Source organism: Aliirhizobium cellulosilyticum, assembly GCF_014198105.1.
GTDB lineage: Bacteria > Pseudomonadota > Alphaproteobacteria > Rhizobiales > Rhizobiaceae > Neorhizobium > Neorhizobium cellulosilyticum.
This window is the reverse complement of the sequence record NZ_JACIGW010000015.1, coordinates 14,884-33,543: the sequence shown is the minus strand read 5'-3', so window position 1 is coordinate 33,543 and position 18,660 is coordinate 14,884. Positions and strand designations below refer to the sequence as shown.

At 58.2% G+C, this 18,660-nt stretch carries 33 protein-coding genes; all 33 read left to right on the top strand.

The features are described from left to right. Positions 1–807: elongation factor Tu (locus GGE33_RS26650; RefSeq protein WP_183830315.1), on the top strand; the 807-nt coding region annotated here is incomplete at its 5' end. 316 nt (positions 808–1,123) lie between these two features. Then, entirely contained in the window at positions 1,124–1,432 is a 309-nt protein-coding gene (gene rpsJ / locus GGE33_RS26645) for a 30S ribosomal protein S10 (protein ID WP_003547547.1), read from the top strand. 32 nt (positions 1,433–1,464) lie between these two features. Beyond that, positions 1,465–2,106 (top strand): 50S ribosomal protein L3, encoded by a 642-nt coding sequence (gene rplC, locus GGE33_RS26640; protein WP_183830312.1) that lies wholly within the window; start codon positions 1,465–1,467, stop codon positions 2,104–2,106. A 13-nt stretch (positions 2,107–2,119) separates the two neighbouring features. Continuing rightward, complete coding sequence (gene rplD, locus GGE33_RS26635) at positions 2,120–2,740, top strand: 50S ribosomal protein L4 (RefSeq protein ID WP_148145294.1); 621 nt, start codon at positions 2,120–2,122, stop codon at positions 2,738–2,740. After that, positions 2,737–3,030 carry a 50S ribosomal protein L23 gene (locus tag GGE33_RS26630; protein ID WP_148145293.1) on the top strand — a complete coding sequence of 98 codons (294 nt, stop codon included), beginning with the start codon at positions 2,737–2,739 and terminating at the stop codon, positions 3,028–3,030. Before rplD ends, GGE33_RS26630 begins: the two co-directional genes overlap by 4 nt. 11 nt (positions 3,031–3,041) lie before the next feature. Further along, positions 3,042–3,875 carry a 50S ribosomal protein L2 gene (gene rplB / locus GGE33_RS26625; protein WP_148145292.1) on the top strand — a complete coding sequence of 278 codons (834 nt, stop codon included), beginning with the start codon at positions 3,042–3,044 and terminating at the stop codon, positions 3,873–3,875. Positions 3,876–3,891: 16 nt separating this feature from the next. Beyond that, on the top strand, positions 3,892–4,170 hold the full coding sequence (rpsS, locus tag GGE33_RS26620) for a 30S ribosomal protein S19 (RefSeq protein WP_112454903.1): 279 nt from the start codon (positions 3,892–3,894) through the stop codon (positions 4,168–4,170). Positions 4,171–4,172: 2 nt separating this feature from the next. Beyond that, entirely contained in the window at positions 4,173–4,562 is a 390-nt protein-coding gene (gene rplV, locus GGE33_RS26615; RefSeq protein WP_112511001.1) for a 50S ribosomal protein L22, read from the top strand. Next, positions 4,562–5,296 carry a 30S ribosomal protein S3 gene (rpsC, locus tag GGE33_RS26610; protein WP_148145291.1) on the top strand — a complete coding sequence of 245 codons (735 nt, stop codon included), beginning with the start codon at positions 4,562–4,564 and terminating at the stop codon, positions 5,294–5,296. Before rplV ends, rpsC begins: the two co-directional genes overlap by 1 nt. A 38-nt stretch (positions 5,297–5,334) precedes the next feature. Beyond that, positions 5,335–5,748, top strand: coding sequence for a 50S ribosomal protein L16 (gene rplP / locus GGE33_RS26605; protein WP_093000489.1), 414 nt, complete (start codon positions 5,335–5,337; stop codon positions 5,746–5,748). A gap of 12 nt (positions 5,749–5,760) precedes the next feature. Further along, positions 5,761–5,961: a 50S ribosomal protein L29 gene (gene rpmC, locus GGE33_RS26600; RefSeq protein WP_148145290.1), complete on the top strand. Its 201-nt coding sequence runs from the start codon at positions 5,761–5,763 to the stop codon at positions 5,959–5,961. Positions 5,962–5,972: 11 nt separating this feature from the next. Then, a complete protein-coding gene (gene rpsQ, locus GGE33_RS26595) occupies positions 5,973–6,209 on the top strand; it encodes a 30S ribosomal protein S17 (RefSeq protein ID WP_046792687.1) in 237 nt (78 codons plus the stop codon). A gap of 234 nt (positions 6,210–6,443) precedes the next feature. Continuing rightward, positions 6,444–6,812: a 50S ribosomal protein L14 gene (gene rplN, locus GGE33_RS26590; protein ID WP_003495199.1), complete on the top strand. Its 369-nt coding sequence runs from the start codon at positions 6,444–6,446 to the stop codon at positions 6,810–6,812. Positions 6,813–6,824: 12 nt separating this feature from the next. Continuing rightward, a complete protein-coding gene (gene rplX / locus GGE33_RS26585; RefSeq protein WP_112510995.1) occupies positions 6,825–7,133 on the top strand; it encodes a 50S ribosomal protein L24 in 309 nt (102 codons plus the stop codon). After that, positions 7,126–7,683, top strand: a complete 558-nt coding sequence (gene rplE / locus GGE33_RS26580; protein WP_112510993.1) for a 50S ribosomal protein L5 — start codon at positions 7,126–7,128, stop codon at positions 7,681–7,683. The genes rplX and rplE overlap by 8 nt, the downstream gene beginning before the upstream one ends. A gap of 33 nt (positions 7,684–7,716) precedes the next feature. After that, positions 7,717–8,022, top strand: coding sequence for a 30S ribosomal protein S14 (gene rpsN / locus GGE33_RS26575; protein WP_112454897.1), 306 nt, complete (start codon positions 7,717–7,719; stop codon positions 8,020–8,022). Between the two features lie 12 nt (positions 8,023–8,034). Further along, positions 8,035–8,433, top strand: coding sequence for a 30S ribosomal protein S8 (gene rpsH, locus GGE33_RS26570; protein WP_112510991.1), 399 nt, complete (start codon positions 8,035–8,037; stop codon positions 8,431–8,433). A 42-nt stretch (positions 8,434–8,475) separates the two neighbouring features. Beyond that, positions 8,476–9,009, top strand: a complete 534-nt coding sequence (gene rplF, locus GGE33_RS26565) for a 50S ribosomal protein L6 (RefSeq protein ID WP_148145288.1) — start codon at positions 8,476–8,478, stop codon at positions 9,007–9,009. Between the two features lie 12 nt (positions 9,010–9,021). Beyond that, positions 9,022–9,384 (top strand): 50S ribosomal protein L18, encoded by a 363-nt coding sequence (gene rplR, locus GGE33_RS26560; protein ID WP_112510987.1) that lies wholly within the window; start codon positions 9,022–9,024, stop codon positions 9,382–9,384. Positions 9,385–9,512: 128 nt separating this feature from the next. Continuing rightward, the gene (rpsE, locus tag GGE33_RS26555) at positions 9,513–10,079 is read left to right on the top strand and encodes a 30S ribosomal protein S5 (protein ID WP_148145287.1); all 567 of its coding nucleotides are present in this window, start codon (positions 9,513–9,515) and stop codon (positions 10,077–10,079) included. 14 nt (positions 10,080–10,093) lie between these two features. Next, entirely contained in the window at positions 10,094–10,303 is a 210-nt protein-coding gene (gene rpmD, locus GGE33_RS26550; RefSeq protein WP_112510983.1) for a 50S ribosomal protein L30, read from the top strand. A 10-nt stretch (positions 10,304–10,313) separates the two neighbouring features. Continuing rightward, the gene (gene rplO / locus GGE33_RS26545; RefSeq protein ID WP_148145286.1) at positions 10,314–10,793 is read left to right on the top strand and encodes a 50S ribosomal protein L15; all 480 of its coding nucleotides are present in this window, start codon (positions 10,314–10,316) and stop codon (positions 10,791–10,793) included. 222 nt (positions 10,794–11,015) lie between these two features. Further along, complete coding sequence (gene secY, locus GGE33_RS26540; protein WP_148145285.1) at positions 11,016–12,356, top strand: preprotein translocase subunit SecY; 1,341 nt, start codon at positions 11,016–11,018, stop codon at positions 12,354–12,356. Beyond that, positions 12,353–12,937, top strand: a complete 585-nt coding sequence (locus tag GGE33_RS26535) for an adenylate kinase (RefSeq protein ID WP_183830307.1) — start codon at positions 12,353–12,355, stop codon at positions 12,935–12,937. The genes secY and GGE33_RS26535 overlap by 4 nt, the downstream gene beginning before the upstream one ends. Positions 12,938–13,178: 241 nt before the next feature. Then, on the top strand, positions 13,179–13,547 hold the full coding sequence (gene rpsM / locus GGE33_RS26530; protein WP_093000503.1) for a 30S ribosomal protein S13: 369 nt from the start codon (positions 13,179–13,181) through the stop codon (positions 13,545–13,547). A gap of 122 nt (positions 13,548–13,669) precedes the next feature. Next, positions 13,670–14,059 carry a 30S ribosomal protein S11 gene (gene rpsK, locus GGE33_RS26525; RefSeq protein ID WP_007766864.1) on the top strand — a complete coding sequence of 130 codons (390 nt, stop codon included), beginning with the start codon at positions 13,670–13,672 and terminating at the stop codon, positions 14,057–14,059. A 175-nt stretch (positions 14,060–14,234) separates the two neighbouring features. Further along, complete coding sequence (locus GGE33_RS26520) at positions 14,235–15,245, top strand: DNA-directed RNA polymerase subunit alpha (protein WP_112510977.1); 1,011 nt, start codon at positions 14,235–14,237, stop codon at positions 15,243–15,245. A 45-nt stretch (positions 15,246–15,290) separates the two neighbouring features. Next, positions 15,291–15,716: a 50S ribosomal protein L17 gene (gene rplQ, locus GGE33_RS26515; RefSeq protein ID WP_148145284.1), complete on the top strand. Its 426-nt coding sequence runs from the start codon at positions 15,291–15,293 to the stop codon at positions 15,714–15,716. 69 nt (positions 15,717–15,785) lie between these two features. Next, complete coding sequence (locus tag GGE33_RS26510; RefSeq protein ID WP_183830304.1) at positions 15,786–16,202, top strand: ribosomal maturation YjgA family protein; 417 nt, start codon at positions 15,786–15,788, stop codon at positions 16,200–16,202. A gap of 61 nt (positions 16,203–16,263) precedes the next feature. Further along, positions 16,264–16,842 (top strand): DoxX family protein, encoded by a 579-nt coding sequence (locus GGE33_RS26505; RefSeq protein WP_183830301.1) that lies wholly within the window; start codon positions 16,264–16,266, stop codon positions 16,840–16,842. A 149-nt stretch (positions 16,843–16,991) separates the two neighbouring features. Further along, positions 16,992–17,447, top strand: a complete 456-nt coding sequence (locus GGE33_RS26500) for a DUF1801 domain-containing protein (RefSeq protein WP_394353706.1) — start codon at positions 16,992–16,994, stop codon at positions 17,445–17,447. A 9-nt stretch (positions 17,448–17,456) separates the two neighbouring features. Beyond that, positions 17,457–17,867 carry a DUF1801 domain-containing protein gene (locus GGE33_RS26495; protein ID WP_183830298.1) on the top strand — a complete coding sequence of 137 codons (411 nt, stop codon included), beginning with the start codon at positions 17,457–17,459 and terminating at the stop codon, positions 17,865–17,867. A gap of 79 nt (positions 17,868–17,946) precedes the next feature. Next, a complete protein-coding gene (locus GGE33_RS26490) occupies positions 17,947–18,651 on the top strand; it encodes an SDR family oxidoreductase (protein WP_183830295.1) in 705 nt (234 codons plus the stop codon). Positions 18,652–18,660 lie beyond the last annotated feature (9 nt).

Genomic DNA, 18,660 nt, shown 5'->3' with positions numbered 1-18,660 from the left:
CCGGCTCTGGTCGTGTTCCTCAACAAGGTCGACCAGGTTGACGACGAAGAACTGCTCGAGCTCGTCGAGCTCGAAGTTCGCGAACTGCTGTCGTCCTACGACTTCCCGGGTGACGACGTTCCGGTCATCAAGGGTTCTGCTCTTGCTGCTCTTGAAGATTCGAACAAGAAGATCGGCGAAGACGCCGTTCGCGAACTGATGGCAGCGGTTGACGCCTACATCCCGACGCCTGAGCGTCCGATCGACCAGCCGTTCCTGATGCCGATCGAAGACGTGTTCTCGATCTCGGGTCGTGGTACGGTTGTGACCGGTCGCGTTGAGCGCGGCATCGTCAAGGTTGGTGAAGAAGTCGAGATCGTCGGCATCCGCGCCACCTCGAAGACGACGGTTACCGGCGTTGAAATGTTCCGCAAGCTGCTCGATCAGGGCCAGGCCGGCGACAACATCGGTGCACTGGTTCGCGGCGTTGACCGTAACGGCGTTGAGCGTGGCCAGATTCTGTGCAAGCCGGGCTCTGTCAAGCCGCACAAGAAGTTCATGGCTGAAGCCTACATCCTGACGAAGGAAGAAGGCGGCCGTCATACGCCGTTCTTCACCAACTACCGTCCGCAGTTCTACTTCCGCACGACGGACGTAACGGGCATCGTTTCCCTGCCGGAAGGCACGGAAATGGTTATGCCTGGCGACAACGTCACGGTTGCTGTTGAACTGATCGTTCCGATCGCGATGGAAGAAAAGCTTCGCTTCGCTATCCGCGAAGGCGGCCGTACCGTCGGCGCAGGCATCGTCGCTTCGATCATCGAGTAATCGATAAAGGGCAGGGCGGTATCTTCGGATGCCGCCCGCTTCAATTTTTTTTAAGCAAGTGGCCTATTGCGACTTGCTTATGACACAAAAACATTGCAAATGGCGCGCAAGCGCGATTTGCGCCTGCTTCGCTTTGGCGATTCAGGAAGTTGCACAAGAATTTAAGGTGGGCCTTCGGGCCTGAAGACTGGAAGTGGGCACCTGCTGGAAGCGGTGTTTTCTTCGATCTTTGAAACCGGTGATCCGCCTTAGGTAAACGAACAACCCGTGCCATCACGTTTGGTATCGGGAGAACAGAAAACAAGGATAACGTCGAATGAACGGCCAAAATATCCGCATTCGCCTTAAGGCATTCGATCATCGTATTCTCGACGCTTCCACGCGCGAGATCGTGTCGACGGCGAAGCGCACCGGAGCAAGTGTCCGGGGCCCCGTTCCGCTTCCGACCCGCATCGAGAAGTTTACGGTTAACCGGTCCCCCCACATCGACAAGAAGAGCCGCGAGCAGTTCGAGATGCGCACTCATAAGCGCCTTCTCGATATCGTTGACCCGACACCGCAGACGGTGGACGCGCTGATGAAGCTCGACCTCGCCGCCGGCGTCGATGTTGAGATCAAGCTCTGAGAAATCAGAGCTGAGTTGGAAGGATTGAACCGATGCGTTCAGGTGTAATTGCACAGAAGATTGGGATGACCCGCGTCTACAACGACGCCGGTGAGCATATCCCGGTAACCGTATTGCGTCTCGACAACTGCCAGGTCGTTGCTCATCGCACTGAAGAGAAGAACGGCTATGTCGCTCTTCAGCTCGGTGCAGGCGCTGCCAAGGTGAATAACACCTCCAAGGCAATGCGCGGCAACTTTGCCATCGCAAATGTTGAGCCGAAGTCGAAGCTCGTCGAGTTTCGCGTATCTGAAGACAACTTGATTGAAGTTGGCACCGAGCTGAAGGCTGACCATTTTACGGCTGGCCAGCTGGTCGACGTGACCGGTACCTCGATCGGTAAGGGCTTCGCCGGCGCCATGAAGCGCCACAACTTTGGCGGTCTGCGTGCGACCCACGGTGTTTCCGTTTCGCACCGTTCGCACGGTTCGACTGGTAACAACCAGGATCCGGGCAAGGTCTGGAAGGGCAAGCGCATGGCTGGTCACATGGGCCAGACGCGCGTCACCACCCAGAACCTCGAAGTCGTGTCCACCGATGAAGGCCGCGGCCTGATCCTCGTCAAGGGTGCCGTCCCCGGCTCCAAGGGCGCCTGGATCGTTGTTCGCGACGCCGTCAAGTCGGCTGCGAAGTAAGGGAGCCATTATTATGGAATTCAACGTCAAGACCCTCGAAGGCAAAGACGCTGGCAAGGTTTCCCTGTCGGACGCGATCTTCGGCCTCGACCCCCGCGAGGACATCCTCGCTCGTATGGTTCGTTACCAGCTCGCCAAGAAGCAGCAGGGCACGCATCAGACGCTGACCCGTGGCGAAGTTTCGCGCACCGGTTCCAAGATGTACAAGCAGAAGGGTACGGGCCGCGCTCGTCACCATTCGGCTCGCGCTCCGCAGTTCCGCGGTGGTGGTAAGGCTCATGGCCCGGTTTCCCGTAGCCACGCCTTCGATCTGCCGAAGAAGGTTCGCGCTCTGGCCCTGCGTCATGCTCTTTCCGCCAAGCTGAAGTCCGAAGATCTGATCGTTATCGACGATCTGGTTGCGACCGAAGCAAAGACCAAGGCTCTCGTCGGCACGTTCGCGTCGCTCGGCCTGACCAATGCTCTGGTTATCGGTGGCGCCGAGCTGGACAGCAACTTCAAGCTCGCAGCCCAGAACATCCCGAACATCGATGTTCTGCCGGTTCAGGGCATCAATGTTTACGACATCCTGCGTCGCGGCAAGCTCGTGCTTTCCAAGGCTGCGGTTGAAGCCCTCGAGGAGCGTTTCAAGTGACCGACATTCGCCACTATGATGTGATCGTATCTCCCTCGATCACCGAAAAGTCGACCCTTCTGTCTGAACAGAACCAGGTTGTCTTCAACGTTGCCAAGACTGCTTCGAAGCCTGAAATCAAGGCTGCCGTAGAAGCTCTCTTCGGTGTGAAGGTCACTGCCGTCAATACGCTGGTCCGTTTGGGCAAGACGAAGCGCTTCCGCGGCTTCATCGGTAAGCAGAAGGACGTCAAGAAGGCTATCGTCACCCTGGCCGAAGGTCAGACGATCGACGTCTCCACCGGTCTTTGAGGTAAGAAACAATGGCATTGAAAAGCTACAATCCGACGACCCCGAGCCAGCGTCAGCTGGTCATCGTCGACCGTTCGGGCCTGTGGAAGGGCAAGCCGGTCAAGGCGCTCACCGAGGGTCTCTCCAAGAGCGGCGGCCGTAACAACAACGGCCGCATCACCGCCCGCTTCATCGGCGGCGGTCACAAGCGTACCTACCGCCTGGTCGACTTCAAGCGTCGCAAGTTCGACGTTGAGGGCACGGTCGAGCGTCTGGAATACGACCCGAACCGCTCTGCATTCATCGCGCTCGTCACCTATACGGACGGCGAACAGGCCTACATCATCGCTCCGCAGCGCCTTGCTGCCGGCGACAAGGTCATCGCTTCCGACAAGGCTGTCGACGTCAAGCCTGGCAACACCATGCCGCTGCAGTACATTCCGGTTGGCTCGATCGTTCATAACGTCGAGATGAAGCCGGGCAAGGGTGGCCAGATCGCTCGTTCGGCTGGCACTTACGTACAGCTCGTCGGTCGTGATAGCGGCATGGCGATCCTTCGTCTGAACTCTGGTGAGCAGCGTCTCGTCCCGGGTTCCTGCCTCGCCTCGATTGGCGCCGTATCCAACCCGGATCACGGCAACATCAATGACGGCAAGGCCGGTCGCACCGTATGGCGTGGCAAGCGTCCGCATAACCGCGGCGTTGTCATGAACCCGGTCGACCACCCGCACGGCGGTGGTGAAGGTCGTACCTCGGGCGGCCGTCATCCGGTCTCGCCTTGGGGCAAGCCCACCAAGGGCAAGCGCACACGTTCGAACAAGTCCACGGACAAGTTCATCATGCGCTCGCGCCACGTGAAGAAGTAAGAGAGGAAGTCGTTCAATGGCTCGTTCAGTATGGAAAGGTCCGTTTGTTGACGGCTATCTTCTCGCCAAGGCTGAGAAGGTACGTGAAGGCGGCCGCAACGAAGTGATCAAGATGTGGAGCCGTCGCTCCACCATCCTGCCGCAGTTCGTCGGTCTCACCTTCGGCGTCTACAATGGCTCGAAGCACATCCCGGTTAATGTCAACGAAGACATGGTCGGTCACAAGTTCGGTGAATTCGCTCCCACCCGGACCTATTACGGTCACGGCGCGGACAAGAAAGCGAAGAGGAAGTAATCATGGCCAAGGCAAAGACCGAACGCCGGCTGAAGGACAACGAAGCACAGGCAGTTGCCCGTACGCTTCGCGTCAGCCCGCAGAAGCTGAACCTGGTTGCCGCCATGATCCGCGGCAAGAAGGTAGAGCGCGCTCTCGCAGAACTCGAGTTCTCGCGTAAGCGCATCTCCGGCACGGTGAAGAAGACTCTCGAGTCTGCTATCGCCAACGCTGAAAACAACCATGACCTCGACGTCGACAGCCTGATCGTAGCGGAAGCTTACGTCGGCAAGTCGATCACCATGAAGCGTTTCCACGCTCGTGGTCGCGGCCGCGCATCGCGCATTGAAAAGCCGTTCGCGCATCTGACGATCGTCGTTCGCGAAGTCGAGGAAAAAGGGGAGGCCGCATAATGGGCCAGAAAATTAATCCGATCGGTTTCCGCCTCGGCATTAACCGCACCTGGGACAGCCGTTGGTTCGCCGATAACTCGGAATACGGCCAGCTGCTCCACGAAGACCTGAAGATCCGTGCATACCTCATGCAGGAACTGAAGCAGGCCGGTATCGCCAAGGTCGTCATCGAGCGTCCGCACAAGAAGTGCCGCGTCACGATCCACTCGGCTCGCCCGGGTCTGATCATCGGCAAGAAGGGTGCAGACATCGAAAAGCTCCGCAAGAAGCTTTCCGAAATGACTTCCTCCGAAACGCACCTCAACATCGTTGAAGTTCGCAAGCCGGAAGTTGATGCGACGCTGGTTGCACAGTCGATCGCTCAGCAGCTCGAACGCCGCGTGGCTTTCCGCCGTGCGATGAAGCGCGCTGTTCAGTCCGCAATGCGTCTTGGAGCCGAAGGCATCAAGATCACCTGCGCCGGCCGTCTGGGTGGCGCGGAAATCGCTCGTACCGAATGGTACCGCGAAGGCCGCGTTCCGCTTCACACGCTGCGTGCAGACATCGACTACGGTACGGCTGAAGCCGAAACCGCATTCGGTATTTGCGGCATCAAGGTCTGGATCTTCAAGGGCGAAATCCTTGAGCACGATCCGATGGCTTCCGAACGTCGCGCGCTGGAAGGCGATGCGCAGGGTCCGGCAAGCCGCGACCGTGATCGTGGCGATCGTCGCCGCGAACGCGAAAACGCTTGATTATCGCTGGCGAAAGATAAGCTCGGAGAAGTAATAAAATGTTGCAGCCAAAGCGTACCAAGTACCGCAAACAGTTCAAGGGTCGCATCAAGGGTGTGGCCAAGGGCGGTTTTGATCTGGCATTCGGCGAATTCGGCCTGAAGGCTCAGGAACCGAACCGTGTGAACGCCCGCGAAATCGAAGCGGCTCGCCGCGCGATTACGCGTTACATGAAGCGCGCGGGTCGAGTATGGATCCGCGTCTTCCCTGACGTCCCGGTTACTGCAAAGCCCACCGAAGTTCGTATGGGTAAGGGTAAGGGTTCGGTTGAATACTGGGCTTGCAAGGTCAAGCCTGGTCGTATCATGTTCGAGATCGACGGCGTTTCGGAAGAAATCGCGCGCGAGGCACTTCGCCTCGGTTCTGCCAAGCTCTCGGTCACGACGCGCTTCGTTCAGCGCATCGCAGAGTAAGGAGAAGGCACGATGAAAGCCGAAGACGTACGCGGCCTCAGCGCCGACCAGCTCAAGGACAAGCTCGCCGAGCTCAAGAAGGAGCAGTTCAACCTGCGCTTCCAGAAGGCCACCGGCCAGCTCGAGAAGTCCTCGCGCATCACTGAAGTTCGCAAGGACATCGCTCGCGTGAAAACCATTGCCCGCCAGAAGGCGGCAGAAGCCAAGGCCTAAGGAAGAATAATATGCCAAAACGCATTCTGCAGGGCGTTGTCGTTTCCGACAAGAACGAAAAGACCGTTGTTGTCCGCGTCGAGCGCCGCTTCGCTCACCCTCTGCTTCAGAAGACCGTTCGCCGGTCCAAGAAGTACAAGGCCCATGACGAAAACAACCAGTACAAGGTTGGTGATGTCGTTTCCATCGAGGAATGCGCACCGATCTCCAAGGACAAGCGCTGGACGGTAATTGCCGCCCAGGCTTAAGAAGACCAGGAATTTCCGTCAGGCTATTGCGTCTGGCGGAGAATCCTGTATGAAGCACGCCACTGGCGTAGAACGCTCGGAAACGGGCGTTCTTTTGCTTTGAGCGCACGGAAGGTCCCTTTCAGGGAAACCACCTTGGCAAGACCCATCCCGCGCACACTGAAAATCTGTTCATAGCCGGCATCACGCGCTTCTGTGTGTGGTGTTCCGGTCATTAGAAAAAGGCGACCTGACATGATTCAGATGCAAACAAACCTCGACGTGGCGGATAATTCCGGCGCACGTCGTGTCATGTGCATCAAGGTGCTGGGCGGCTCCAAGCGCAAGTACGCTTCGGTCGGCGACATTATCGTCGTTTCGATCAAGGAAGCTATTCCGCGCGGCCGCGTGAAGAAGGGCGACGTGATGAAGGCGGTTGTTGTGCGTACCGCTAAAGACATCCGTCGCGCCGACGGCAGCGTCATCCGCTTCGATAACAACGCAGCGGTTCTCATCGACAACAAGAAAGAGCCGATCGGCACCCGTATCTTCGGACCGGTTCCGCGCGAACTTCGCGCCAAGAACCACATGAAGATCATCTCGCTGGCTCCAGAAGTACTGTAAGGAGCGGGACCCATGCAGAAGATCAAGAAGGGCGACAACGTCGTCATCCTCGCCGGCAAGGACAAGGGCCGTACCGGTGAAGTTCTCCAGGTTCTGCCGAAGGAAGACCGTGCGGTCGTCCGCGGTATCAACATGGTGAAGCGCCACCAGCGTCAGACCCAGACGCAGGAAGCTGGCATCATCAACAAGGAAGCATCCATCCATCTGTCGAACGTCGCGATCGTGGCGAAAGACGGCAAGCCGACCCGCGTTGGCTTCTCTGTCGTCGACGGTAAGAAGGTGCGTGTAGCCAAGCGTACGGGAGATGTCATCGATGGCTGAGGCAAATTACGAGCCGCGGCTCAAGGTCGAATACACCACCCGCATCCGCGCAGCACTTCAGGAGCAGTTCTCGTTCGCTAACGAGATGATGATCCCGAAGATGGACAAGATTGTCATCAACATGGGCGTGGGCGAGGCAACTGCCGACTCCAAGAAGCCTACTGTTGCTGCAGCCGACCTTGCTGCGATCGCTGGCCAGAAGCCGGTTATCACGCGCGCCCGCAACTCGATTGCAGGCTTCAAGGTTCGCGAACAGATGCCGATCGGCGCGAAGGTTACCCTTCGTGGCGCCCGCATGTATGAATTCATGGATCGCCTGGTCAACATCGCGCTTCCGCGCGTTCGCGACTTCCGCGGCCTGAACCCGAAGTCCTTTGATGGTCGTGGCAACTTCGCCATGGGCCTCAAGGAGCACATTGTGTTCCCGGAAATCAACTACGACAAGGTTGATCAGATGTGGGGCATGGACATCATCGTTTGCACGACGGCTACGAACGACGACGAAGCACGGGCTCTTCTGAAAGAGTTCAACTTCCCGTTCCGTGCGTAACCGTAACGACGAGCGTTAAAAAGGAACTACGATATGGCGAAGACCAGCGCAGTTGAAAAGAACAAGCGCCGCCGCAAGACGGTCGCCGACCATGCCGCCAAGCGCGCAGCATTGAAGGCAACCATCATGAACCAGGAGCTTCCGATCGAAGAGCGGTTCAAGGCAACTATCAAGCTCGCTTCCCTGCCGCGCGATGGCTCGAAGACGCGTATCCGCAACCGTTGTGAAGTCACCGGTCGCCCGCGCGCTTTCTATCGCAAGCTCAAGATGTCGCGTATCGCGCTTCGTGAGCTCGGCAACCTCGGCAAGGTGCCGGGTATTGTTAAGTCGAGCTGGTAAGGAGATCGTTCGATGACCATGACTGATCCCTTGGGCGATATGCTCACCCGTATCCGCAACGGCGCTTCCCGCCGCAAGAACTCCGTCACGACGCCGGCTTCGCGCCTGCGCGCTCGTGTTCTGGATGTCCTGCAGGCTGAAGGCTACATCCGCGGCTACACCCAGACCGATTTCGGCAACGGCAAGTCCGAGATTGAAATCGAACTGAAGTACTACGAAGGTGCGTCCGTGATCCGTGAGATCGGCCGCGTTTCGAAGCCGGGCCGCCGAGTTTATGTCTCGGTTAAGTCCATTCCGCAGGTCGCGAACGGCCTCGGCATCACCATCCTTTCGACCCCGAAGGGCGTGATGGCCGATCACCAGGCTCGCGAACAGAACGTAGGCGGCGAGGTTCTTTGCTCGGTCTTCTAAGACTGGGCAAGGATCTCCATAACGGACAGACAGGATAACAAAATGTCTCGTATCGGTAAAAAGCCCGTTCCGGTTCCTGCAGGCGTTACGGCTTCGGTCGAAGGCCAGAAGATCACCGCGAAGGGCCCGAAGGGCGAACTTCACTTCGTCGCTAATGACGAAGTCAAGGTTGAGCTGAATGATAACGCCGTTTCGGTGACCCCGGTCAACGATTCCAAGGATGCTCGTTCGAAGTGGGGCATGTCCCGCACGATGGTCGAGAACATCTTCAAGGGCGTTAAGGACGGTTACGAGCGCAAGCTCGAAATCAACGGCGTTGGTTACCGCGCAGCCATGCAGGGCAAGAACCTGCAGCTGGCTCTCGGTTTCTCCCACGACGTAGTCTACGAAGCCCCTGAGGGCATCACCATTGCCGTGCCGAAGCCGACGGAAATCATCGTCTCCGGCATCAACAAGCAGCAGGTCGGTCAGGTTGCCGCGGAAATCCGCGAATACCGTGGTCCCGAGCCCTACAAGGGCAAAGGCGTCAAGTACGCCGAGGAACGGATCGTCCGCAAGGAAGGCAAGAAGAAGTAAGGACGCGGAACAATGGCTACTCGGAAAGAAGCACTCACCAAGCGTGCGAGCCGTGTTCGCCGTCAGATCAAGAAGGTCGCAAATGGCCGTCCGCGTCTGTCGGTTCACCGCTCGTCCAAGAACATCTACGTACAGGTCATCGACGATGTGGCCGGCCGCACACTTGCAGCCGCCTCCACGCTCGACGCCGACCTGCGCAAGTCGCTGAAGACCGGCGCGGACGTTGCAGCAGCTGCTGCCGTCGGCAAGCTGGTTGCAGAGCGCGCCTCCAAGGCTGGCGTGAAGGAAGTCGTGTTCGATCGCGGCGCCTTCATCTACCACGGCCGTATCAAGGCACTTGCTGAAGCTGCCCGCGAAGGCGGTCTGAGCTTCTAAGAAATTTTCGCCCGGTCTTCCTTTGAATAGGGGAGGCCGGGCGAAATGCGGTTTCTCCGCACCACCCGGATTTTTCCGGGTTATCTTTAACCTGCCGTTCTACCCGCAAAAGAAAAAGGACAAGGACAATGGCACAGGAAAGAAAGGGCCGCGACGATCGTCAGGCCCGTGAAGAGCGCGATAGCGAATTCGTCGACAAGCTGGTCGCGATCAACCGCGTCGCTAAGGTCGTCAAGGGCGGCCGTCGTTTCGGTTTTGCTGCTCTCGTCGTCGTTGGCGACCAGAAGGGTCGCGTTGGCTTCGGTCATGGCAAGGCTCGTGAAGTGCCGGAAGCTATCCGCAAGGCAACTGAATCCGCAAAGCGCGATCTGATCTTCGTACCGCTGCGTGACGGCCGTACGCTGCATCACGACGTCAATGGCCGCCACGGCGCCGGCAAGGTTCTGCTGCGCTCCGCCAAGGCTGGTACCGGTATCATCGCTGGTGGCCCGATGCGTGCTGTTTTCGAAACGCTGGGCGTTCACGACGTTGTTGCGAAGTCGACCGGTTCGTCGAACCCGTACAACATGATTCGTGCAACGTTCGACGCCCTCAAGGCCCAGGTGCATCCGAAGGACATCGCAGCTCAGCGCGGCATGAAATATGCTACGCTTCAGGCTCGCCGTGCCGCCTCCGGCAATGCTGCTGAAGAATAAGAGGAGTCTGACCCATGGCTAAGGCTACGAAGAAGACTGAAGCAAAGACGGTTACGGTCGAACAGATCGGATCGCCTATTCGCCGTCCGGCTATCCAGCGCGCAACGCTGGTTGGTCTGGGCCTCAACAAGATGCACCGGGTAAGCACGCTGGAAGATACGCCTTCCGTCCGTGGCATGATCCGGGCCGTCCAGCATCTCGTCCGCGTCGTCGACGAGAAGTGAGGGTTTGATCATGAAACTGAATGAGATCAAGGACAACGAAGGTTCGTCCAAGGACCGTATCCGCGTAGGTCGTGGTATCGGTTCCGGCAAGGGCAAGACCGGTGGTCGCGGCGTCAAGGGTCAGAAGGCTCGTTCTGGCGTTGCCATCAACGGCTTCGAAGGCGGTCAGATGCCGATCTACCGTCGCCTGCCGAAGCGCGGCTTCAACAACATCTTCGCTTCTGAATATGTCACCGTTTCGGTTGGCCGTATCCAGACCGCGATCGATGCTGGCAAGCTCGACGCCAAGGCAACGGTTGATGCGGCAGCTCTCAAGGCTGCCGGCGTTATCCGTCGCGAGAAGGACGGCGTTCGCGTTCTTTCCGATGGCGAACTGAAGGCAAAGCTGACGATCGAAGTTGCCGGTGCCTCCAAGGCTGCCGTCGAAAAGATCGAAAAGGCTGGCGGCTCTATCAAGCTGCTCGTCGTTGCGGAAACTGCCGCAGAGTAAAACGTTTAAAATCGCCCGGTGTGAGCTTCACACCGGGCGATTTTATGTCCATATGTGAGCCTCACGATTTGGCGGCCCCGATGGGCGCCGATCACATGAAAACAGGGTGAGGCACCCGATTGCTCCCGCAATCTCCGCGCCCGGTTTTTTGAACCAGAATTTGCGACTGCTTTCCTGACCAGGCATTTTGCGCCCGGGGAAAGTGATCGGGCGGAGAAACGCATGGCGTCTGCAGCGGAACAACTTGCCTCTAATCTCAATTTTTCAACCTTCGCCAAGGCAGAGGATCTCAAGAAGCGGCTGTGGTTTACCCTTGCTGCTCTCCTCGTTTACCGCCTCGGCACGCATATCCCGCTTCCGGGCCTAAACCCCGAAGCCTATGCGCAGGCTTTCCGCGGCCAGGCCGGCGGTATCCTCGGCCTCTTCAACATGTTTGCCGGTGGCGCTGTCGAGCGCATGGCGATCTTCGCGCTCGGCATCATGCCGTATATCTCCGCGTCGATCATCGTGCAGCTGATGACCTCGGTCGTTCCTTCGCTTGAGAATCTCAAGAAGGAAGGCGAAGCCGGCCGCAAGATTATCAACCAGTACACCCGCTACGGCACGGTGATTCTCGGCACCCTCCAGGCCTACGGCATTGCCGCCGGTCTCGAGAGTGGGCAGGGCATCGTCAACGATCCCGGCATGTTCTTCCGCCTGTCGACCGTTGTCACGCTTCTCGGCGGCACCATGTTCCTGATGTGGCTGGGTGAACAGATCACCTCGCGTGGCATCGGTAACGGCATTTCGCTGATCATCTTCGCAGGTATCGCTGCAGGTCTTCCGTCCGCTCTCGCTGGCACGCTGGAACTCGGCCGCACCGGCGCGCTGTCGACCGGTCTGATTCTTGCCGTCATCCTCGTCGCGATCTTCGTCATCGGCCTGATCGTCTTCGTAGAGCGCGCCCAGCGTCGTCTTCTGATCCAGTATCCGAAGCGCCAGGTCGGTAACCGCATGTTCCAGGGCGACACCTCGCACCTGCCGCTCAAGCTCAACACGTCCGGTGTTATTCCGGCGATCTTTGCCTCGTCGCTGCTGCTTCTCCCCGCAACGGCTGCCGGCTTCGCAGGCAATTCCGACCTGCCTGCATGGGCAACCGCCGCCATTGCTGCCCTCGGCCATGGCCAGCCGCTGTTCATGCTGCTTTACGGCCTGCTGATCGCCTTCTTTGCCTTCTTCTACACGGCCATTGTCTTCAATCCGAAGGACACGGCCGACAACCTGAAGAAACACGGTGGTTTCATCCCGGGCATCCGTCCGGGCGAACGGACTGCCGAATATATTGACTATGTACTGACCCGCATCACAGTTATCGGTGCGATCTACCTCGTCTTCGTCTGCATTCTGCCAGAGTTTCTGATCGCCCGTACGGGCGTGCCATTAGCCCTTGGTGGTACTTCGCTTTTGATTGTTGTCAGTGTAACCCTCGATACGGTTGCGCAGATCCAAGGACATCTCATTGCGCAGCAGTATGAGGGTCTGATCAAAAAGTCGAAGCTGCGCGGAGGAAAGAGGGGACGATGAGACTTATATTCTTGGGGCCACCCGGCGCCGGTAAGGGTACGCAGGCAAAGCTGCTGACTGAGAAATACGGTATTCCGCAGCTTTCCACGGGTGACATGCTTCGTGCCGCCAAGGAAGCAGGAACCGAGATCGGTCTGAAGGCGAAGGCGGTTATGGATGCCGGCCAGCTGGTGTCCGACGATATCGTCAACGCCATCGTCGCTGAGCGTATCGATCTAGACGACTGTTCGAATGGTTTCATCCTGGATGGTTATCCGCGCACCGTGCCCCAGGCCATCGCGCTGGAAAAGATGCTGCAGGACAAGGGCTGCCCTCTCGACGCAGTCATTGAACTGAAGGTGGACGAGGGGGCTCTTATGGGTCGAATCGAAAACCGCGTGGCGGAAACCATTGCCGCTGGCGGCAAGGTTCGCGCCGACGATATGCCGGAGGCTTTCAAGAAGCGTCTGGTCGAATATCGTGACAAGACTGCTCCGCTCTCGGCTCATTACGAATCGACCGGTCAGTTGAAGACGATCGACGGCATGGCTGACGTGAAGGCCGTGACTGCCGAAATCGAAAAGACACTGTCTGCTCTTTGAGCTGTCACAGGTCTGTTAAAGAATCTCGGGCTCGGCGGTTGCAATTCAGCGCTGATTCCGTTAAACACCGCGCCAACTCGCGACAGATTTGAGCGATTGGCGCGGATTTCCGCAAGGATATCCGGGGCTGGTCGTTTTGACCTGTCTCGTTTGGTGTTGTTGAACTGGTGGCCTTGATCAGGCTGCTATCATGGAAGAAGTACCGCTTGCCGGATGGCAACCGGAACGAAGGAGAATAGACGTGGCACGTATCGCTGGCGTCAACATCCCGACTGCGAAGCGCGTTGTTATCGCGCTGACCTACATTCACGGGATCGGCCCGAAATTTGCGCAGGAAATCATGGACAAGGTCGGTCTTCCGGCTGAAAAGCGCGTCCATCAGCTGACGGACTCTGAAATCCTTCAGATCCGCGAAACCATCGACCGCGACTACGCTGTCGAAGGTGATCTTCGTCGTGAAACCGCGATGAACATCAAGCGTCTTATGGACCTCGGTTGCTACCGTGGCCTGCGTCACCGTCGTGGCCTTCCGGTCCGCGGTCAGCGCACCCACACCAACGCTCGTACCCGCAAGGGTCCGGCTAAGGCAATCGCCGGTAAGAAGAAGTAATTCTGAGGCATTAGCCAATAGGCATTGGGCGAAAGCCCAATTGTCTGCTGCCTAAAACCTACTGCCTCTCAAGGTGGAGCCGCTGGAACTACGGCGGTGCAGAGATCAACGAAAGGGATAAAATGGCCAAGGAAGCCACTCGCGTTCGCCGTCGCGAACGCAAGAATATCACGTCGGGCGTTGCCCACGTCAATTCTACCTTCAACAACACCATGATCACCATCACCGACGCGCAGGGCAATGCTATTGCCTGGTCGTCTGCCGGTGCAAAGGGCTTCAAGGGTTCGCGTAAGTCGACCCCGTTTGCTGCTCAGATCGCCGCTGAGGACTGCGCCAAGAAGGCTCAGGAACACGGCATGAAGTCGCTCGAAGTTGAAGTTTGCGGTCCGGGTTCCGGCCGTGAATCGGCTCTGCGCGCGCTCCAGGCTGCCGGTTTCATGATCACTTCTATCCGCGACGTTACGCCGATCCCGCACAACGGCTGCCGCCCGCGCAAGAAGCGCCGCGTCTAATGGACGTATTGGGGCTCGCTTTTTAAGGCGAGTGCCATCTGAACTCGGTAATAGCCGCTTTGTCTCCTGCAGGGGTCGAGGCGGCTTTCACCGTATCGCCGGAAGGGTATTTTCCGGTGTTCCTCGTGCTCGGTTGCCACGATTGGATGGTGGCAACGAACGGAAGGTATAGGTCATGATCCAGAAGAACTGGCAGGAACTGATTAAGCCGAACAAGGTGGAATTCACCTCGTCCGGTCGTACCAAGGCAACGCTTGTTGCCGAACCTCTTGAGCGCGGCTTCGGCCTGACGCTCGGCAACGCGCTTCGCCGCGTGCTTCTGTCGTCGCTCCGCGGTGCAGCCGTCACGGCTGTCCAGATCGACGGCGTCCTGCATGAGTTCTCCTCTATCCCGGGCGTTCGGGAAGATGTGACGGACATCGTGCTCAACATCAAGGAAATCGCCATCAAGATGGACGGCGATGACCCGAAGCGCATGGTCGTGCGCAAGCAGGGCCCTGGTGCCGTTACCGCTGGTGATATCCAGACGGTTGGCGACATCGAGATCCTGAACCCTGACCACGTGATCTGCACGCTGGATGACGGCGCTGAGATTCGCATGGAATTCACGGTCAACAACGGCAAGGGTTATGTCCCGGCTGAGCGTAACCGTGCAGAGGATGCCCCGATCGGTCTCATCCCGGTCGACAGCCTCTACTCGCCGGTCAAGAAAGTGTCCTACAAGGTGGAAAACACCCGCGAAGGCCAGGTTCTCGACTACGACAAGCTGACCATGACTATCGAAACCGATGGTTCGGTCACTGGTGAAGACGCCGTAGCCTTCGCCGCCCGCATTCTTCAGGATCAGCTGTCGGTCTTCGTCAACTTCGACGAGCCGCAGAAGGAACAGGAAGAGGAATCCGTCACTGAACTCGCGTTCAACCCGGCGCTCCTCAAGAAGGTCGACGAACTGGAACTCTCCGTGCGTTCGGCCAACTGCCTGAAGAACGACAACATCGTTTATATCGGCGACCTCATCCAGAAGACCGAGGCGGAAATGCTCCGCACTCCGAACTTTGGTCGTAAGTCGCTGAACGAGATCAAGGAAGTTCTGGCATCCATGGGCCTCCATCTTGGTATGGAAGTTCCTGCTTGGCCGCCGGAAAACATCGAAGATCTCGCTAAGCGTTACGAAGACCAATACTAACAAATCATACTGCAGGCGAATGCCTGCAAGTGAAGGAGACCAGATATGCGTCACGCAAAAGCCGGCCGCAAGCTTAACCGCACCGCAAGCCACCGCAAGGCTATGTTCACCAACATGGCAGCATCGCTCATCACCCATGAGCAGATCGTAACCACCCTGCCGAAGGCGAAGGAAATTCGCCCGATCGTCGAAAAGCTCGTCACCCTCGGCAAGCGCGGCGATCTGCACGCTCGTCGTCAGGCGATCTCGCAGGTTCAGGACCAGGACGCTGTCAAGAAGCTGTTCGACGTCATCGCTTCTCGTTACGCAACCCGCAACGGCGGTTACCTGCGTATCATGAAGGCTGGCTACCGTCAGGGCGACAATGCTCCGCTCGCAGTCATCGAGTTCGTTGAACGCGACGTCACTGCTAAGGGTGCAGCCGACAAGGCTCGCGTTGCCGCTGAAGCAGAAGCTGCTGAAGCCGCATAATTTTCGATCTTTGATCGCAAATTTGAAAAGCCGGGTGGAAACGCCCGGCTTTTTATTTGTGGAGATGGCATGACAGATGGAAGGTGGATGCTGAGGGCTCGGTTGCAAAGACTACTGTGCGTCGGCGCGGTTATTGTCGCCGGACTTGCACTTCGCGGTTTCGGTTATGACCTGGGCCTGCCTTTCAGCGTCGTGAAATATGGCGGTTCTCTTCTTTGGGGCTGCATGGTTTTTTTGCTGGTCGCAGCTGCCATCGTGTCCCGCCGCGTGGCCGTCATGGCCGCAATCGCACTGGCGATAGCTGTTTCTGTAGAGTTCTCCCGACTTTACCAGACCCCGGCTCTCGACGAATTTCGCCTGACACTGGCAGGAAGGCTTCTGCTCGGTCGGGTATTCTCGCTCTGGAACATTGTCGCCTATGCCGCGGGCATCGGATTGGGAATGGCAATCGAGATGCGGCTGCGTTTTCTTGACCGGAATCAATGATGAAGCGCAAGGCAGGCTTAGTGTCGAAACATATCAACCAGTGGGGTTGTGAGGGACGACAATGGCATACACACCCGTATTTGAGAACGAACGTAAAGATTTGATAATTCCCGCCCTTGGCGGCTTTTACGAGAAGGCCGCCCAGCCTATGGCCTGGAGCATCTTTCGCCTGGCCGTCGGTGGCATGCTGGTTGTGGAGGGCTGGCCGAAACTGATGGCCCCGCTCGCACAGGTCGGATTCGTCGAAAATCTCGGCTTTTATCCCGGCTGGCTCTGGTCGCCGGTTCTTGCACTGATCCAGGTGGTCGGTGGCATCCTGATCGCAGTCGGACTTTTCACCCGTCCCGCCGCGCTGGCAAGCGGCGTGATGCTGGCGATAACTCTCTGGTACCATTTCGCCCATCCCTATGGCGACGCGCTTCTGACGCAGGCAGGCATCGATGCCCTGAAGGCGGGGGGCGAGTACTTCACGCCAACTGGTGTGGCGCGTCTTGCCGATGGAGGCGCCAAGTTCCTGCATCAGGTTCAGGAAAAGGCCGAGCAGGATTCGCTCTTCTGGACGGGCGGCGCCTTTCTCTTCGCAGCCTTCGGCGGCGGTTACCTGTCGCTGGACAGGCTTCTGTTCAAGAAGCAGTTCTGAACCGGAAGCGAGTTCTATCAATCCAGGAAGGGCCGGGCCATTGGCGCCGGCCCTTGTGCATTTACAGGCATGACGTATCGGGAACTGGGATAGGGCTTCATGTCCCAAGCATGGACGCCATCGTTCGTTGCTCTATGATCATTCCGATCATGATCGGGGAGGAGCGTGACATCATGAAAGGCAAGGGCAAGGCGCAGCAGGGCTCCCCCAAGCTCCTGGCCGGCGGCAATCCGCAAATCCCGAAAGGTTACGGAAACGAGCCGGTTCAGGCCTATATTGCTGCGATGCCGGGCTGGAAAAGCGAGGTCGGGCGGAAGCTCGACGTGCTTGTCGAGCGCTGTGTTCCCAATGTCGCCAAGGCAGTAAAGTGGAACACACCTTTGTACGGGGTCGAAGGACAGGGCTGGTTCCTCGGCCTCCATTGCTTCAACAGATATGTGAAGCTGACTTTCTTTCGCGGCGCATCGCTGGATCCCGTCCCGCCGGAGAATTCGAAAATGCCCGAGACGCGTTATTTCCATATCCACGAAACCGACGAGTGGAACGAGGCACAGCTCGCAACCTGGGTCAGGCAGGCAAGCGCGCTGCCCGGCGAAGAGCTTTAGGATGATGCCATGAACAATGATGCTGAAGGCAGTACACAGGATTCCTCCCTGTTGATCGATCAGCGCATCGCGGAACTCGACGACTGGCGCGGAGAGATGCTGGCTCATGTCCGTGCTCTCATCCACAAGGCTGTTCCAGATGTCGTCGAGACTTGGAAATGGCGCGGTGTACCGGTCTGGGAAAAGGACGGCATTATCTGCACCGGCGAGACTTACAAGGCGGTCGTCAAGCTGACCTTCGCCAAGGGAGCGTTCGTCGAGGACCCGTCCGGCCTTTTCAACGCCAGCCTTGAAGGCAATGCCCGCAGGGCGATCGACCTGCGGGAGGGCGAGACGATCGATGAGCAAGCCTTCATGGCGCTGACCCGCAACGCGGCGGCGCTGAATACTGCCAAGGCAAAGTCGAAAAGCCGCTCCTGATTAAGCAAAACCCGCGCTGGCGTTCTGCGCGCAGCAGCGTTACCCATTGTCATCCAATAGCATCGAAAGGCTTGAAGAGATGTCGGAAGCAAAGGTAGCGATCGTAACGGCGGGCGGCAGCGGCATGGGCGCAGCCTCGGCAAGAAAACTCGCAGCGGACGGTTTCAAGGTTGCGATCCTGTCGTCTTCCGGCAAGGGTGAGGCGCTGGCGCAGGAACTCGGTGGCATCGGTATCACCGGGTCGAACCAGTCCAATGACGATCTCAAGCGCCTCGTCGATACGGTGATGGATAGCTGGGGCCGCATAGATGTCCTGGTCAACAGCGCCGGCCACGGCCCTCGCGCCCAGATCATCGAAATCACCGATGAACAGTGGCACACCGGCCTCGACGTCTACCTGATGAACGTCATCCGCCCGGTGCGTCTCATCGCACCGATCATGCAGGCGCAGAAATCAGGCAGCATCGTCAATATCTCCACGGCCTGGGCCTTCGAGCCGTCATCCATGTTCCCGACCTCTGCCGTCTTCCGCGCCGGACTTGCCGCCTACACGAAGATCTTCGCCGATACCTATGCCGCCGATAATGTGCGGATGAACAACGTCCTGCCGGGCTGGATCGACAGCCTGCCGGCCACCGAAGAGCGTCGGGATGGCGTGCCGATGAAGCGATACGGTACAAGCGAGGAGATCGCCGCCACCGTCGCATTCCTGGCTTCCGAAGGTGCAGGCTACATCACCGGCCAAAACCTTAAGGTCGACGGTGGTTTGACGCGCTCCGTGTAATGCTGTCTC

Coding starts and splice junctions, on each gene's coding strand:
- rpsJ (WP_003547547.1), top strand. CDS start 1,124: ATGAACGGCCAAAATATCCGCATTCGCCTTAAGGCATTCGATCATCGT.
- rplC (WP_183830312.1), top strand. CDS start 1,465: ATGCGTTCAGGTGTAATTGCACAGAAGATTGGGATGACCCGCGTCTAC.
- rplD (WP_148145294.1), top strand. CDS start 2,120: ATGGAATTCAACGTCAAGACCCTCGAAGGCAAAGACGCTGGCAAGGTT.
- rplB (WP_148145292.1), top strand. CDS start 3,042: ATGGCATTGAAAAGCTACAATCCGACGACCCCGAGCCAGCGTCAGCTG.
- rpsS (WP_112454903.1), top strand. CDS start 3,892: ATGGCTCGTTCAGTATGGAAAGGTCCGTTTGTTGACGGCTATCTTCTC.
- rplV (WP_112511001.1), top strand. CDS start 4,173: ATGGCCAAGGCAAAGACCGAACGCCGGCTGAAGGACAACGAAGCACAG.
- rpsC (WP_148145291.1), top strand. CDS start 4,562: ATGGGCCAGAAAATTAATCCGATCGGTTTCCGCCTCGGCATTAACCGC.
- rplP (WP_093000489.1), top strand. CDS start 5,335: ATGTTGCAGCCAAAGCGTACCAAGTACCGCAAACAGTTCAAGGGTCGC.
- rpmC (WP_148145290.1), top strand. CDS start 5,761: ATGAAAGCCGAAGACGTACGCGGCCTCAGCGCCGACCAGCTCAAGGAC.
- rpsQ (WP_046792687.1), top strand. CDS start 5,973: ATGCCAAAACGCATTCTGCAGGGCGTTGTCGTTTCCGACAAGAACGAA.
- rplN (WP_003495199.1), top strand. CDS start 6,444: ATGATTCAGATGCAAACAAACCTCGACGTGGCGGATAATTCCGGCGCA.
- rplX (WP_112510995.1), top strand. CDS start 6,825: ATGCAGAAGATCAAGAAGGGCGACAACGTCGTCATCCTCGCCGGCAAG.
- rplE (WP_112510993.1), top strand. CDS start 7,126: ATGGCTGAGGCAAATTACGAGCCGCGGCTCAAGGTCGAATACACCACC.
- rpsN (WP_112454897.1), top strand. CDS start 7,717: ATGGCGAAGACCAGCGCAGTTGAAAAGAACAAGCGCCGCCGCAAGACG.
- rpsH (WP_112510991.1), top strand. CDS start 8,035: ATGACCATGACTGATCCCTTGGGCGATATGCTCACCCGTATCCGCAAC.
- rplF (WP_148145288.1), top strand. CDS start 8,476: ATGTCTCGTATCGGTAAAAAGCCCGTTCCGGTTCCTGCAGGCGTTACG.
- rplR (WP_112510987.1), top strand. CDS start 9,022: ATGGCTACTCGGAAAGAAGCACTCACCAAGCGTGCGAGCCGTGTTCGC.
- rpsE (WP_148145287.1), top strand. CDS start 9,513: ATGGCACAGGAAAGAAAGGGCCGCGACGATCGTCAGGCCCGTGAAGAG.
- rpmD (WP_112510983.1), top strand. CDS start 10,094: ATGGCTAAGGCTACGAAGAAGACTGAAGCAAAGACGGTTACGGTCGAA.
- rplO (WP_148145286.1), top strand. CDS start 10,314: ATGAAACTGAATGAGATCAAGGACAACGAAGGTTCGTCCAAGGACCGT.
- secY (WP_148145285.1), top strand. CDS start 11,016: ATGGCGTCTGCAGCGGAACAACTTGCCTCTAATCTCAATTTTTCAACC.
- GGE33_RS26535 (WP_183830307.1), top strand. CDS start 12,353: ATGAGACTTATATTCTTGGGGCCACCCGGCGCCGGTAAGGGTACGCAG.
- rpsK (WP_007766864.1), top strand. CDS start 13,670: ATGGCCAAGGAAGCCACTCGCGTTCGCCGTCGCGAACGCAAGAATATC.
- GGE33_RS26520 (WP_112510977.1), top strand. CDS start 14,235: ATGATCCAGAAGAACTGGCAGGAACTGATTAAGCCGAACAAGGTGGAA.
- rplQ (WP_148145284.1), top strand. CDS start 15,291: ATGCGTCACGCAAAAGCCGGCCGCAAGCTTAACCGCACCGCAAGCCAC.
- GGE33_RS26510 (WP_183830304.1), top strand. CDS start 15,786: ATGACAGATGGAAGGTGGATGCTGAGGGCTCGGTTGCAAAGACTACTG.
- GGE33_RS26505 (WP_183830301.1), top strand. CDS start 16,264: ATGGCATACACACCCGTATTTGAGAACGAACGTAAAGATTTGATAATT.
- GGE33_RS26500 (WP_394353706.1), top strand. CDS start 16,992: ATGATCGGGGAGGAGCGTGACATCATGAAAGGCAAGGGCAAGGCGCAG.
- GGE33_RS26495 (WP_183830298.1), top strand. CDS start 17,457: ATGAACAATGATGCTGAAGGCAGTACACAGGATTCCTCCCTGTTGATC.
- GGE33_RS26490 (WP_183830295.1), top strand. CDS start 17,947: ATGTCGGAAGCAAAGGTAGCGATCGTAACGGCGGGCGGCAGCGGCATG.